The organism is Nocardia sp. IFM 10818, assembly GCF_054655275.1.
Genome location: NZ_BAAHJH010000001.1, coordinates 8,164,266 through 8,178,978, shown reverse-complemented (window position 1 = coordinate 8,178,978; position 14,713 = coordinate 8,164,266). Strand labels below are relative to the sequence as shown.

Below are 14,713 nucleotides of genomic sequence, written 5' to 3'. Positions count from 1 at the left end.
ACAGTAGGCTCGCTGGGGTGAGCGAGGCGCAGGCAGGGTCCCTAGATTCCGGCCAGGATTCCGGCACGCCGAAATCGGTCCGCCGCCGGGATGCCGAGGCCGTCCATCCGATCGTGCGGGAAGCCGCCGAGTGGTCCTGGCGGCTGCTGCTCATCTTCACCGCCGTCATCACCGTCGCCTGGATCGCGCAGCGGCTGTCCACCGTCACCATTCCGCTGGCCATCGCGCTGCTGGCGGCGGCGCTGATGTCGCCGCTGGTGGACATGATGCAGCGGTTCGGGGTGCCGCGCTCGCTGGGCGTGTTCGTGGTGCTGGTGGGGTCGCTCGGGCTGCTCGCCGGGATCATGACCTTCGTCGTGGAGCAGTTCGTCGTGGGTGTGCCGCAGCTGTCGGACGAGTTCAAGAACAGCGTCAAGCAGATCCAGGACTGGCTCATCAACGGGCCGCTGCACATGAGCGACGATCAGATCCGCAATGCGGGCAACACCATCGTCAACACCATCGAATCGAATCAGGACACGCTGACCAGCGGGGCGCTCACCACCGCCACGGTCATCGGGCACCTGTTCACCGGGACCTTCCTGACCCTGTTCATCCTCATCTTCTTCCTCTACGGCGGGGATCAGATCTGGGAGTTCTGCACGCGCATCATTCCCAAGCGGAACCGGGAGCGGGTGCGCACCGCGGGGCGGCTCGGATTCGGCACGCTGACCGGATTCGTGCGCGCCACCGTGCTGGTGGCCCTGGTCGACGCCATCGGCATCGGCGCGGGCCTGGCCATTCTGAGCGTGCCGCTGGCGCTGCCGCTGGCCTCGCTGGTGTTCATCGGCGCGTTCATCCCGATCATCGGTTCGTTCATGGCGGGCGCGGTGGCGGTGTTCATCGCGCTCATGACCAAGGGCCTGGTCACCGCCCTGATCGTGCTCGGCATCACCATCGCGGTCATGCAGCTGGAAGGTCATGTGCTGCAACCGCTGCTGATGGGCCGCGCGGTGCGCATCCACCCGCTGGCGGTGGTGCTCGCCATTGCCGCGGGCGTGGTGCTGGCCGGTATCGCGGGCGGTTTGCTGGCCGTGCCGCTGGTGGCGCTGCTCAATACCGCCATCCGGTCGCTGCTGGCGGATTCGCCGGAAGAGCTGTACCAGGAGCTGACCACTGCCGACCCGCATCAGCGCATGTACAGCGCCGAACCGGATAAGCCCGACCCGAACCGGTACAAGCTGCCGCCGCTCGGCCGCGACGGCAAGGCCCAGGACCGTACCGCCGCGGCCGACCGCACCACCGAGAGTCCCAGTGGCGCCGGGAGTTCCAGCGGTGACGGCAAGGACTGAACCCGACCCCGACGACGCGGCCACCGGCCCACTGTGGCGGGCGGCGCAGGCCTTCCGGCTGGTCACCCTGCTGTACGCGGTCGGCCAGCAGATCGCCTCGGTGCCGCACTACACCGATCAGCGGCTGAGCTGGGTGCTCATCGCCGCCATGGCCGTCTGGTCCGGCGTCTCGGCGGTGCTGTTGTCGCAGACGCACTTCCGGAACCTGAAGCGGGCCCGCACCGCGGTCGTCATCGGCGACCACCTGGTCATCATCGTGCTCATCTTCGCCACCCGGCTGGTGGCCGACTACGACTGGTATCACAACCACCAGACCCTGCCCACCACGCTGTGGACCGCCAATGCGGTCATGTCCTCGGCCATTCTGTGGGGCCCGATCGGCGGCATCGGCTCCGGACTGCTGGTCTCGGGGGCCATCATCACCGCCAGATCCCAATGGGAACTGGATGTCTGGCGCGATGCGACGCTGCCGGTCCTGGTGTCGGTGGGCCTGGCCATCGGGCTGGCCGCCAATACCGCGCGCCGGGCCCAGCAGCAGCTGCAACGTGCGGTGCGGCTCACCGCCGCCGCGCAGGAACGCGAACGGCTGGCCCGGGAAGTGCACGACGGCGTGCTCCAGGTGCTCAGCTACATCAAACGGCGCGGCGCCGAAATCGGCGGGCCCACTGCGGATCTGGCGCAACGCGCGGGCGAGCAGGAGGTGGCGCTGCGGGTGCTGCTCTCCGAACAGGGCGAACGCGCCGACCTCGGGGCCGCCGAGGAGGACCTGCGCCCGCTGCTGACCGCCCAGGCCACGCCATCGGTCTTCGTGTCCACCCCCGGCGATCCGGTGCTGATCGGCCGCTGGGAGGCCCGCGAGATCGCCGCCGCCGTGGCCGCGGCCCTGGCCAATGTCGTCCAGCACGCCGGCGCGGGCGCGAAAGCCTATGTGCTGCTGGAGGATACCGGCGGCGAACTGATCGTCAGCGTGCGCGACGACGGGCCCGGTATTCCGGCCGGACGGCTCGCCGAGGCCGAAGGGCAAGGGCGCATGGGTGTTTCCCGGTCGATCATCGGCCGGATCGCGGCCATCGGCGGGACGGCGCACCTGCTCTTCGAAGCCGCCGCCGGCGAGGACGATGGAGCCGAGTGGGAATTCCGGATACCCAAACGAGCATGAGGAGCCGGGAGGCACGAATGTCAGCAGCGGATGACGAACAGCGGATCACGATCATGGTGGTCGACGATCACCCGATCTGGCGCGACGGGGTCGCCCGCGACCTCGCCGAGGCCGGATTCGAGGTGGTCGCCACCGCCGACGGCGTCGGGGCCGCCGGCCGGCGCGCGGCGGCGGTCACCCCCGATGTCGTCCTCATGGATATGCAGCTGCCCGACGGCAATGGCGCGGACGCCACCGCCGAAGTGCTGCGGGTCTCCCCGCGCACCCGGGTGCTGGTGCTGTCGGCCTCGGCCGAACGCGACGACGTGCTCGACGCCATCAAGGCCGGGGCCATCGGCTATCTGGTGAAGAGCGCCTCCGCCGCCGAACTCGAGGACGCGGTGCGCGCCACCGCCGCCGGGCAGGCCGTGTTCACCCCCGGCCTGGCCGGGCTGGTGCTCGGCGAATACCGGCGCATCGCCAACACCCCGCCCGATCGCGACGAACCGCACCGGCCCGCGCTCACCGACCGGGAGACCGAGGTGCTGCGCATGGTCGCGAAGGGCTTGTCCGCCAAGCAGATCGCCACCCGGCTCAGTCTCAGCCATCGCACCGTGGAGAACCATGTGCAATCCACGCTGCGCAAGCTGCAGCTCGGGAATCGGGTGGAGCTCACCCGCTATGCCATCGAACAGGGCCTCGAGTAGGGACCGGATTCAGGGATTGCCCTGATGCGCGCGCGCCCGCCCGCTCGCTAGCCTCGAATCCATGGGTGGTCCTGAATCTGTTTCCGGCGTCGAGACCCCCGTGGTCGGCGACCGGGATCTGCGGGTGTCGGATGTCGAACGCGAACATGTCGGGCGGCTGCTGCAACGCGCGGTCGGGCTCGGCATGCTGTCGCTGGGGGAATTCACCGAACGCATGGACACGGCCCTCGCCGCCAAGACGCGCGGCGAATTGAACGCCGTGCTCGTCGATCTGCCCGGCATCCGGCTGGCCGGGCAGCCCGCGCCCGCGGCCCAGCCGTACCCGGCGCGGCCGCCGTTCGGGCCGGCGCAGGCGCGCTACGCCCACGCGCAGGCGCGGATGGCGCACGCACAGCAGCGGTTCGCGCACATCCAGCAGCGCTTCGCGCCGGTGCAGGGCGGGTCGCAGCAGGTCGGCGGCAATGTGATCCGGGCCCGGCTGTCCGGCCTGACCCGCAAGGGCACCTGGCAGGTGCCGCCGGTGCTGGTGCTCAACGACTTCATGGGCAGCGTGACCCTGGACTTCACCCAGGCCGTCATGTCCACGCAGGTGGTGGAGATCCAGGTGGACGACTTCATGACCTCCATCGAGCTGATCGTCCCCGCGGAGGCCACCGTCGATCTGAACGGGCTCGACGTCCTCGGCGGCAGCATCAACAACAAGGTGCGCACCGGACCGCCCATGGGCCCGCTGCACCTGGTGGTGCACGGCCGGTTGCGCTTCGGATCGGCGACCGCCAAGCATCCGTTCGCCACCCAGTGGAAGCGCTTCTTCAACGGCGCTTGACTCCACTCAACGAAACAGACCGGGCAGCAACAATTTACGGCGGGTATCGTCACGCACATGGTGGAAGGCGGCGTGACAGATTCGGTTCCGGAACCCTGCATCCGCATCGGCCGCGGCGAACCACTGCTCCTGCTGCACGGGCTGGTCCTCACCTGGCAGTCCTGGGCTCCGGTCATCGACGACCTCGCCGGTTCCGCCGGCCGCGACGGATTCGACATCCTCGCCCCCACCCTGCCCGGCCACTGGGGCGGCCCCGCGCCCACCCGCCCCGCCACCTTCTCCTCGCTGGTCGACGCCATGGAGACACTGCTCGACGAGGCCGGCTGGGCCACCGCCCACATTGCCGGCAACTCGGTAGGCGGCTGGCTGGCCCTGGAACTGGCCGCCCGCGGCCGCGCCCGCTCGGTCACCGCAGTCGCCCCCGCGGGCCTGTGGGCCGGCCCCTCCGCCGCGGCCTCCCTGCTCCGCCGCTACCGCGCCCTGGGCCCCCTCATCGGCCTCGATACCGACCGCCCCCCGGCCATGCCGTCCATGATCCGCAGCCTCCTGGTCCCGCTCCTGGCCCACCGCCCCGCGGCCGTCCCCAACCGCCTCGCCACCGCCATGGCCGCCGCCCCCGCCAACTGCACCATCCTCGCCGACCTGGCCGAAGATCCGGCTCTCCCTTTCGGTTTCACCGGATTGAACACCCTCGACACCCCCACCACCATCCTGCTCCCCGAACACGACCGCGTCCTCCCCCCACACGTCTACGCCCCCCTCACCGACACACCGCTCCTGACCGTCCGCCCCCTCCCCGGCGTGGGCCACGTCCCCATGCTCGAGGACCCGGACTCCATCACCGCCCACATCCGCGCCACCGCCGCCCGCGCGGCAACCGCCCCTCAATCAGCCTGATCCCCGCCCCGCCATGTTCGGGTAGTAATCGCCGCACCCCCGCGTGTTTCTACTCATGCGCCCAAACCCGCAGCTCGCGAGCATTGCTGCCATGAATACCGCCATCGATCCGCGACTGCTCGCCCGGTTGTCGACCGAATTCACCTCGCTCAGCACCCACATGGGACTGCTCGGCCGCGACCTCGAGGCACTCCACCACCAGGTCCTCGCCGAATACAACCGCCACACCTCATCCGATCCCCACCCCCACACCCCGCCCGCTGCCGCACCCCGGACTGCGGGCGGCACCATGCCACCGCCCGCCCTCCGCGGCGAGCCGCGACCCGGTTCGGAGAGCGAAACCGCCACGGAGACCGGGACGCCCGCAGCAGGTCGCCGGGCCACACCGAGCCAATCGGTCGTGCCGCCGTCCAGCGGGCGGAACACCTCTGAGGCAGCCGGCGCCCCGCAGCCCGCCGATCAGTCGCATCCGGCCTTCGCGCACTGGAGTCGACCGCCTTCGCCCACCGAGGCCGCAGCGCGTGGGCGCGCTGGTGCCGAGGCCAGTTCGGCGAGCGGCTCCTTCGTGCCCGAGCAGCCCGCCGAGTCCGGGGCGACTTTCCCGGCGGGCGCACCGATCCCGCCTGCTGTGGGGCAGCTGCCCGGGCAGGCACAGCCGGGGGCTCCGGTCGGGCCGGGATTCGGAGGTGCTCGGCCGGGCTGGATGGGTGGCGGGCAGCCGATGTATCAGCCGTATCCGGCTGCGCAGCCGCCGCGCCGACTACCCGCGCGGGAGCCGCGGACGCCGTGGTGGCAGCGGGAGGGGGTGATCAGCCGGGTGCTCGCGGTCGCGGGTGTGGGGGTGACGCTGATCGGTGTGGTGATGCTGCTGGTGCTGGCGGCGCAGGCGGGGTTCTTCGGGCCGGTGCCGAGAGTTGTTGCGGGGGCGGTGTTCTCGGCAGCACTGGTGGCTGTCGGGATGCGGGTGCACGGAAGGGCCGGGGGACGGGTGGGGGCCGTCGCGCTGGCGGCTACGGGTATCGCCGGGGGATATCTGGATGTCGTCGCGGTGACGGCTGTTTACGGGTGGCTGCATCCAGTGCTCGGCTATGCGGTGGCATTGGGGATTGCCGCGGGTGGTGTGGGGCTCGCCTTGCAGTGGCGTTCCCAGGCGCTGGCGGTGCTCGTGGTGCTCGGCGCGGCGCTGCTGTCGCCCGCGGTGACCACCGAGCTGGCGCTGCTGGCCTTCCTGATCGTGCTCCAGATCGCGGCGCTGCCGGTGCAATTGGTGCGGGACTGGCCGTATCTGCACATTGTTCGCACCGTTCCCGCCGTGCTGGCGACCTTGATCGCGGTCGCCATGGCGAGCCTCGGTGACGAACCGCGCGGGCATCGGTACGAGGTGCTCGCCGCCGCCGTCGCGGTGGCGGTGGTGGGATTGGCCGGTGCGGTCCTCGTCGTTCGTCGCCGTGCCGGGGATGTCACCGCGAGCCTGACCTTCGCGGCGGCGACCGTGCCGCTGCTGGCCGCGCCCACCATGTTCGAGCGGAGGACCGCCGTCATCGTCTCCGCCGCTTTCGCCGTGGCGCTGCTGCTGGTCGCGGTGCTGCCGTGGTTGCCGAAAGTGGCCGACCGCGTGCGTATTCCGGGCCACCTGGCGGCGGTCGCCGCGGTGGCCGGGGCGTGTGCCGTGCTGGAGGCGTGCCTGGGCGCGACCCGGGTGCAGACCCTCCCGATCGCGCTGTACCTGGTCGCGCTCGCCGTCCTGGCGGTTGCCGGTCAGCAGCGCTCGCGGGTGGCGGCGGGTATCGGTGCCGCCTTCACCGTGCTCGGCACGCTGGCGTTCCTCGCCAATGCCACCCCGGAAATGCTCGCCGAGCAGCGGTATGCCGAAGAACGCCTGGGGATTTCGACCGCGCTGGCCGCCATCGCGGCGCTCGCGGTGCTGGCCGCGGTGTTCTGGTGCGTGCGCCGGTTGGGCTTGGCGGCCAATGAATCCGAGACCACGGCGCTCGCGGTGATCAGCGGTATCGCGGGGCTGTACGCGGTCACCGCGCTGGCGGTGTCGGTGGGTGTCGCCACCGGCAACCCGGACGGCTTCCTCGCCGGGCACGGCATTGCCACCGTCGTCTGGATGGCGACCGCGACCACGGCGCTGCTGTTCGGCCTGCGCCGCCTGTCGCGCACCCCGCAACAGGCGAAAGTGGCTCTGGCCGCGGGGCTTCTGGTCACAGCGGCCGCTTTGGCCAAGCTGTTCCTGTTCGACCTGGCCACGCTGGACGGTCTGGTTCGTGCCGGGGCCTTCCTGGTGGTCGGCGTCCTGTTGCTGCTGGCCGGTACCCGCTACGCCCGTGCCTTCGCCGAGGCCGGCAATAACGGAGCGCCGTCACACTAGCCGCGCGGGCGGCGGTGCTCCGCGCGCCTCGCCACTCCGGCGGGATGGCGGGTGACCGGATACGAAAGCGCCCGGCCCGGACGCGAAGTCCGGGCCGGGCGTTCGCTGTCTGGGCTCAGTCGCGGTTCTGGCGGCGGAGCAGTTCGTTGACGCTCACGGTGCGGCCTTCGCCACCGCGATGCTTGCCCTCGTCATCCGCCTTGCCCGGGCGGCGCTTGGCGGAGCGGAGGTCCGACATCCACTGCTCGATGCTGCTGCGGCCGCCGCCCGCCTGGGGCTGATCATCCACCGAATGGTGGGTCGGATGTGGCTGTTCGGCCGCATCCGCGGGCTGGGCCGCCTCGGGCTCGTGCGGCTGGTACAGCTGGGCGCGGGTGGCCGGATGCGGGGGGAGCTTCGGCACACCGGGCGGCGGCAGCACCCGGTCCGCCCCGGCGGCCGAATCCTGCGACTGCGATTCCGGTTGCGGGGCAGGCGAAGCCGGCTGCGGCGCGGGGGAGGCCGGTTGCGGCGCGGGCTGCGAGATCGACGGCATGGCCGGTTGCGCGGGCTGCGCGGCGAAGCCGGACTGCTGGGCGAAGGAACCGTCCTGGCCGCGCGAGGCGGGCTGATCGCCTGCCGGGCGGGGCATTCCGGCGGGACCGGAATTCGCCGCGGGCGCACCGGAACCGGAGAGCGTGAAGCCCACATCGGGGGCACGGTCGGGCCGACCACCGGCCGCGGGCGCGCCACCGCCGGGCTGCGCACCGCCGGACTGGGCGCCGAGAGCCGGTCGCGGAGCGGGTATTCCGCCGCCCGGTTGTGGCGACGCATCGCCGCCCGGGCGGCCGGGCAGCCCGCTGCCGAATGGTGCGGACGCGCCGTTCGACGATCCGGAGCCGCCTCCGCTGGACGCGGCCGGGTCCCCACCGCCGGGCATTGCCGAACCGGCACCACCGGAAGCGGCGGAACCAGCACTGCCGGAGGACGTGGAACCGGTGCTGCCGGACAGGCCGGGACCGGCATTGCCGGATCCGGGGGAGCCGGTGCTGCCGGGCGGGTGGGGGCCTCCGCTGCCGGATGCGGCGGGTCCGGCGCTGCCGGGCCGCGCCGGGGCGCCGCCGCTCGATCGCGGCGTAACACCTTGGGCGGGAGCCTGTTTGGCGACCGGAGTCGTTGGGGCGGCGTCGCCCAGTTTCTGGGTCGGGGCCTCGCTGTCGACGTCGACGGTGCGGGGCTTGGGCTTGAAGCGGCCGATGCGGGGGAGGGCGCCGCTCGGGGTGAGGGCGGGCATCTGCATGGTGACCGGGTCGGTGACCGGGGTGGTCTTGACCAGGTCGATCACTTCACCGCCGCCGGGGCGCTCATCGTCGAGGATGGGTTCGCCCAGGCCGATCTTCTGCTGGATCTTCTTCATCCAGGCGGGCGCCCACCAGCAGTCGTCGCCGAGCAGCTTCATGGTGGCGGGCACCAGCAGCATGCGCAGCACGGTGGCGTCGATGAACAGCGCGGCCACCATGCCGTAGGCGATGTACTGCATCATCACCAGTTCGGAGAAGGCGAACGCGCCCGTCACGACCAGCAGGATGAGCGCCGCCGCGGTGATGATGCGGCCGGTCTGCGCGGTGCCGATGCGGACCGCCTCGGTGGTGCTCGCGCCCTGGGTGCGCGCTTCCACCATGCGGGACAACAGGAATACCTCGTAGTCCACGGATAGGCCGTAGATGATCGCGATGATCAGCACCAGCACCGGCGACATGATCGGCTGCGGCGTGAAGTTGAGCAGGCTCGCGCCGTGGCCGTCGATGAAGATCCAGGTCAGGATGCCCAGGGTGGACCCGAGGCCGAGCGCGCTCATGAGCGCCGCCTTGAGCGGCAGCACCAGCGAGCCGAAGGTCAGGAACATCAGGACCGTGGTGACCAGCAGCACCAGCGCGATCATCAAGGGCATGAGATCGAGCAGTGAGTTGATGGAGTCCATCATCATGACCGGCTGACCGGTGACCATGACCTGCGCGCCCTCGGGGACTTCCATCGACCGCAGATAGTCGACGGTCTCCTCCGGATGCGCACTGTCCACGACAGTGGCCTCGGTGACCCACACGTTCGAATCGTTCGGTGGCTTCTTCGGAACCTGGAACTGGGCGTTCTTCACCAGCCCGGGCGCCTGGTTGGCCTGGCTGAGGATCGGGCCGATATCGCGCGAGCTGTCGGTGATGATGATCAGCTGCACCGGATCGGACTTGCGCAGCGGGAAGGCCTCGTCGAAGTGCTCCTGCGCCAGGCGCGTCGGATTGTCCGGCGGCAGATAGGTTTCCGAGATACCGCCGAACTGCAGGTTCTTCACCGGAATAATGAGCAGCAGCAGCACGATGGTGAGCGGGATGGCGACCTTGAGCGGGTGCTTCATGACCCACGCGGTCATCCGCCCCCAGAAGCTGTTCTCCACCTCGTCGGCGGTCTTGGTGCGGCGAATCCACTTGAGGCCCAGCATGTCCACGCGCGGACCGAGGATGCTCAGCAGGGCGGGCAGCACGGTGAGCGCGGAGACCATGGCCAGCAGCACCGCGGCGATGGTGCCGTAGGCGACCGACTTGAGGAAGCCCTGCGGGAACAGCAGCATGCCCGCGCTGGCGGCGATGATCATGGTCGCCGAGGAGGTCACGGTGCGGCCGGCCGTCATGACCGCACGGCGCACCGCGGCCTTGGTGTCGTAGCCCTCGGCCAGCTCCTCGCGGAACCGGCTCACGATGAACAGGCCGTAGTCGATGGCCAGGCCCAGGCCGATCATCGACACCACGGCGGAGACGAACGAGTTCACCTCGGTGAACTTGGTCAGCCCCATGATGATGCCGTTGGAGGCCAGAATGGTGAGCCCGCCGATGATCAGCGGCAGCGAGGCGGCGACGATACCGCCGAAGATGAAGAACAGCAGCACCGCGACGGCCGGAAGCGCCAGCAGCTCCATGCGTTTCACGTCGCTGGCGATGGTGTCGTTGAGGGTGAACGCGATCGGCTGCAGACCGGCCACCTCGACCTTGACGCCGGGAATCTCGAAGGCGTTCTTGACCTTGTTGTAGTTCCGCAGCATCTCGGTGTCGTTATTGCCCTCGAGGGACAGGGCGGCGAAGGCGTACTTCTTGTCCTTGCTGCCCGCGACATTCGGGATCCACTCGCCGGTCTCGGTCTGCCAGTAGGCGCCGTTGACCTTGGTGATGAGCGGGTATTCCTTGGGGAGGCTGTTGAGCTTGTCGACGACCTTCTTGCTGAAATCCGGATCGTCGATGGTCTTGCCATCGGGCGCGGTGAACAGCAGCAGGATGTCCGCGCTGTGATCGCGCCCGTAGACCGAATCCTTCAATTCCGCAGCCTTCGTCGACTGCGAGGTGGGATCGAACCATCCGCTGGAGCTGAGATGGTTTTCCAAGCCCAACCCGAACACGCCGAGGGCGAGGAAGCCGGCGACGGTTACGCCCAGGACAGTGAAGCGCAGCTTGTAGACCAGGTCGCCCCAGCGGGTGAACACTAAGCGACTCCTTGTGCGGGACGGGAGGTGAGCAGCGCCGACAGCGGCCGGAACGGCTGCAGCCAGGCTCCCTCGTCGGGCAGCGAGTCGAGGCTGACCCGGGGCAGCGGTTCACGGAACACGCCCGGGATGTCCTCGAGATCGATGAACTCGAGAATATCCGACGTGACCGCCCAACTCGCGTGCTCGCGGAATCCGAGCACCTGAACCGGCACGCCGGTGGCGGCGATCTCCTCCAGCGGTGCGCGGAAGGCCTGGCCGTCGGCGGAGGCGACCATGATGCCGGCCAAACCCGCACCGCGGCGGCGCAGTTCGATATGGGCCAGCATGTCGGAGTCGACATCGGAATCTTCGTCGATCTTGGGTTTGGCGAAGACGGCATAGCCGACATTGCGCAGCGCCTCCACCCACGGTCGCACCACATCGGCGGTGCCGGGGGCGATATTGGTGAAGACGGTGGCCTCGGGTTCGACCCGGGTCGGGCTGCCCACGGATAGTTCCGCGGTGCGGGCCAGCAGCCACCGGCCGAGCGCGTCGAAGCGGGGGCGATAGGCGGCCGTGGGCCGGCCGCCGAGAATCGCGCCCAGCCCCATATCGAGGTTCGGCGCGTCCCAGACGAGCAGCACGCGGCGCACATCCGCGGGGCCGCCGGTGATTCCCGGGCCGCCCGTTAGTTCCCCCGAGGCAGTGCCGTGCATTATTTCGGCAACATCCGCGACCTCCGGGGCCATCTCACTGACGCTCATGATTCGATCTTCCCCCAGATGAACTCGCTGATGGCGCTACCCGCGCGGAGTCCTTTGCTTTCGAACTTGGTAATCGGGCGTTCAAAACCGATTGGTGCCTTTTCACGATACGCCTCCGGATCCCCTCCGGTGGTCTCATTCATGCCGATGAGCTGGGATTCTCCCGCTCCGACCTCGGCAATCCACTCGGCGTAATCGGCGTGGTCGGTGGCGACATGCAACACGCCGCCGGTCTTCAGGCGACTCGCGATGAGTGTCATGGTGGCCGGCTGGAGCAGCCGTCGCTTGTGATGGCGCGCCTTGGGCCACGGGTCCGGGAAGAACACCCGAACGCCCGTCAGCGACTGCGGAGCAATCATGTGTTCCAGAACATCGACCGCATCTCCGCGCAACAACCGGATGTTGTCGATGTTTTCGCGCTCGACCCGCTGCACCAGCTGCGCCAGGCCCGGCTTGTAGACCTCCACGCCGATCAGGTTGAACTGCGGCTCGGCCTGCGCCATGGCCGCGGTGGCGGTGCCGGTGCCGCAGCCGATCTCGATGATCAGCGGCGCGGAACGGCCGAACCAGGCGTCGGCGTCGAGGGATTCGTCGGAGACGTCCCGGCCGATGCGCGGCCACATCCGTTCCCAGGATTGCTGCTGCGACGGCGTCAGCGCGCCGCGGCGGGAGCGGAAACTGGTGACCCGGGGGTAGAGGCGGTTGCCGGTGCGGTGATCGGCGTCACCGGCTCGGTCGGCGGACCGCGGCCCGGGGACTGACTCGGCAGTGTGGTTCGCGGCGTCGTTCACGGGGCCCATTGTCCAGTATTGGATGATTAGCGCAGCAATCGACCACGAGTTCGGGCATGTGCCCTCACTCAGGCTGCCAGGCCCGACACCTCGGCGGTCGGCGGCGCCGGCTCCGGCGCCAGGGCCAGGCCGAACGTGACACGCATTGCGGTAGTGGCCATTTCCAGCATGCCGCGCCAGCGCGACGGAGCCAATGCTACCGACCAGACGGTTCTTGTCGTGGGGGGTTGCAGCGGCTCGCCCGCGAGCCGATCGGCCAGCCAATCCAGGCTCAGCGGCGTCGACAGCGGCAGCAGCGAGAAATGCTCACTGAGACGGTCCCGCACGTACCAGACCGCCGCGCCGCCCTCCCGGTACCGCTGCACCTGGCCGTCGATGCCCGTCACATGAATGATCTGATCGTTCATCGGCTGCACCACCAGCACCGGGCAGACCGGCGTCGAATTGCCCAGGCGCATGTCGTCGAACATGGGCTCCAGGTCCGGGAGCACTTCTTCCAGCGGCCGTCGCAGGTAGTCCTCCATGCGGCGGCCGATCAGCAGCGGCAGCGCCGCGATCGGCCCCAGGCTCTGCACGCGCTCCAGGATGCGGCGGCCCTCGGGCGTGAAATCCCTGGCCACCACCTCCGCCAGCGCCGGATACACCCGGTGCAGGGCCGCGATCACAATGGCCGGGAAACCGGCGTACATGCTGCCGTTCAACCGCAGGAACACATTCCGGGGATCGCCGACCGGCGCGCCCAGCACCGCGCCGACGATATGCAGTTCCGGCGCGTACTCCGGAGCCATCTCGATGGCCCACGAACTGGCCATCCCGCCGCCCGAATATCCCCACACCGCGACCTTGGTCTCGGACCGCAGGCCCAGCGGCGCGAACCGCAGCGCGGCGCGCACGCCGTCGAGCGTGCGATACCCGGGTTCGCGGGCCGCGCCGAAATTGCCGTCCGGGCCTTCGTGATCGGCAATGGTCACCGCCCAGCCGCGGCGCAGCGCACCGGCGACCAGCATCCACTCCAACTGCGTGATGGACCCCGGCGCCAGCGCGCCGCGTTGCAGGGCATAGGAGGGCGCGCACCGATCGGTCACGGCATCCTGCGCCGATTGAAAGGCCAGCAGCGGCCGCTCCGCATCCGGCGCGGCGCCCTTGGGCAGCAGCACAGTGGTGACCGCGACCTCCGGCCGGCCGTGCAGGTCACTGCTGCGATAGAGCAGCTGCCACGCCGTCACCTGCTGGGGCACGACGCCCAGCAGCGCCAGCTCCACCGGCCGGCTGCGCAGGATCGTGCCCGGCGCTTGCAGATTGAAGCCCCGCGGCGCGCGGAAGAACGGGTCCCGGCTGGGCGGCAGCGGCCGTCCAGCCGTGGGTCTGCCGGGAGTGTCGGTCCCCCCGAGGGCCTCGGCACTGAGCGTCATCGCAACCTCCTCCTCGTGTCCCGGCTGCCGGACGCGAGAGGAATATCGCCGAAGCCGTGATCGGCGTAACAGCCGACGAAAAGGCAACATTAGGGGAATCGCGGGGGTCTGTGAAGAGTAGTCGCACCGAATTGTGCTGCCGCACAGGTAGACCCGATTCACATGGTGAGCCGAGTCCCGGTGAGCGGACAATCCGCGCCCGTCCGGCCGAACCGCCCACGCGCGCAACACCGCTGAACTAGGCTGCCCGCGTGCCGCCCGGGCGACTTCTGCGCATCCAGGTGACCGGCCGCGCCCGCGCCGGAAAGACCACGGTACGAAATGCCTTGGCGCTGCAGTCCGCCGAGGAAACCGCGCCGATCGACGAACCCGGGCAACCCGATCCGGTACTCGACGCCGACCTGGTCCTCTATATCCTCGCCGGCACCGTCCGCCCGGCCGACCGTCGCGCCCTCGCCACCGTGCCCTCCGACCGAGCGCTCGTCCTCCTGAACAAGGCCGACACCATAGGCACCCGCTGGTCCGATGCCGCGACCGCCGCCGAATCCCACAGCGCCGCCCTCGGCCTGCCGGTCTTCCCAGTGGTCGCCTCCCTGGCCGCCCACACCCGCGCCGGTACCCTCACCGACGCCGACCTACGAACCTTGCGCCTGCACCGGCACCGCACCGACCCGGCCTTCACCCTCACCCCGGACCTCTTCACCACCCCCGACGCGGGTGCCGACGTCGCCAACCGGCAACTGCTCCTGGCCCGCTGGGCCCTGCACGGCGTTGCCTGCGCCCTGGCCGCCCTCCACCACGACCCCTCCCTGTCGCCCTGCTCCCTCCTGCAAATCCTCCACTCCGCCAGCGGAATCGACCCCGTCCACCACGAACTCCACCGCCGCTACGAGCTGACATCGACACCCTGCCGATCCTGAATCACCCCGGCATGAAGCACTTTCTACGCAGCTCGTCCGTGCCACCGGACGCGCTGGTCCCGGCGC

Annotated in this window: 11 protein-coding genes; 7 read left to right on the top strand and 4 right to left on the bottom strand. The window is 69.9% G+C overall.

Annotated elements, in window-relative coordinates; genetic code table 11:
- The first annotated feature begins 17 nt into the window (after positions 1 to 17).
- The 6 genes from ACYQ5L_RS37815 (at position 18) to ACYQ5L_RS37790 (ending at position 7,273) form a co-directional block, all read left to right on the top strand.
- Complete coding sequence (locus ACYQ5L_RS37815) at positions 18 to 1,331, top strand: AI-2E family transporter (protein ID WP_459963022.1); 1,314 nt, start codon at positions 18 to 20, stop codon at positions 1,329 to 1,331.
- The gene (gene macS / locus ACYQ5L_RS37810; protein WP_459963021.1) at positions 1,315 to 2,490 is read left to right on the top strand and encodes a MacS family sensor histidine kinase; all 1,176 of its coding nucleotides are present in this window, start codon (positions 1,315 to 1,317) and stop codon (positions 2,488 to 2,490) included. Before ACYQ5L_RS37815 ends, macS begins: the two co-directional genes overlap by 17 nt.
- A gap of 17 nt (positions 2,491 to 2,507) precedes the next feature.
- A complete protein-coding gene (locus ACYQ5L_RS37805) occupies positions 2,508 to 3,176 on the top strand; it encodes a response regulator (protein WP_459963020.1) in 669 nt (222 codons plus the stop codon).
- A 61-nt stretch (positions 3,177 to 3,237) separates the two neighbouring features.
- Positions 3,238 to 4,002, top strand: coding sequence for a DUF1707 SHOCT-like domain-containing protein (locus ACYQ5L_RS37800; protein WP_459963019.1), 765 nt, complete (start codon positions 3,238 to 3,240; stop codon positions 4,000 to 4,002).
- Between the two features lie 72 nt (positions 4,003 to 4,074).
- Positions 4,075 to 4,899 (top strand): alpha/beta fold hydrolase, encoded by an 825-nt coding sequence (locus ACYQ5L_RS37795; RefSeq protein WP_459963018.1) that lies wholly within the window; start codon positions 4,075 to 4,077, stop codon positions 4,897 to 4,899.
- Between the two features lie 91 nt (positions 4,900 to 4,990).
- On the top strand, positions 4,991 to 7,273 hold the full coding sequence (locus tag ACYQ5L_RS37790; RefSeq protein WP_459963016.1) for a DUF2339 domain-containing protein: 2,283 nt from the start codon (positions 4,991 to 4,993) through the stop codon (positions 7,271 to 7,273).
- 115 nt (positions 7,274 to 7,388) lie between these two features.
- Here the strand turns inward: ACYQ5L_RS37790 and ACYQ5L_RS37785 are convergent, their stop codons facing one another.
- From ACYQ5L_RS37785 to ACYQ5L_RS37770, 4 genes are read right to left on the bottom strand one after another with little or no spacing between them, the layout of a single operon-like run.
- Complete coding sequence (locus tag ACYQ5L_RS37785; protein WP_459963015.1) at positions 7,389 to 10,778, bottom strand: MMPL family transporter; 3,390 nt, start codon at positions 10,776 to 10,778, stop codon at positions 7,389 to 7,391.
- Positions 10,778 to 11,524: an NYN domain-containing protein gene (locus ACYQ5L_RS37780; RefSeq protein ID WP_379197283.1), complete on the bottom strand. Its 747-nt coding sequence runs from the start codon at positions 11,522 to 11,524 to the stop codon at positions 10,778 to 10,780. The genes ACYQ5L_RS37785 and ACYQ5L_RS37780 overlap by 1 nt, the downstream gene beginning before the upstream one ends.
- Entirely contained in the window at positions 11,521 to 12,324 is an 804-nt protein-coding gene (gene trmB / locus ACYQ5L_RS37775) for a tRNA (guanosine(46)-N7)-methyltransferase TrmB (RefSeq protein WP_459963014.1), read from the bottom strand. The genes ACYQ5L_RS37780 and trmB overlap by 4 nt, the downstream gene beginning before the upstream one ends.
- A gap of 59 nt (positions 12,325 to 12,383) precedes the next feature.
- The gene (locus ACYQ5L_RS37770; RefSeq protein ID WP_459963013.1) at positions 12,384 to 13,727 is read right to left on the bottom strand and encodes a lipase family protein; all 1,344 of its coding nucleotides are present in this window, start codon (positions 13,725 to 13,727) and stop codon (positions 12,384 to 12,386) included.
- Between the two features lie 251 nt (positions 13,728 to 13,978).
- On the opposite strand from ACYQ5L_RS37770, the gene ACYQ5L_RS37765 reads away from it, so the two are divergent.
- Positions 13,979 to 14,647, top strand: coding sequence for a GTPase domain-containing protein (locus ACYQ5L_RS37765; protein ID WP_459963012.1), 669 nt, complete (start codon positions 13,979 to 13,981; stop codon positions 14,645 to 14,647).
- The last annotated feature ends 66 nt before the right edge of the window (positions 14,648 to 14,713 follow it).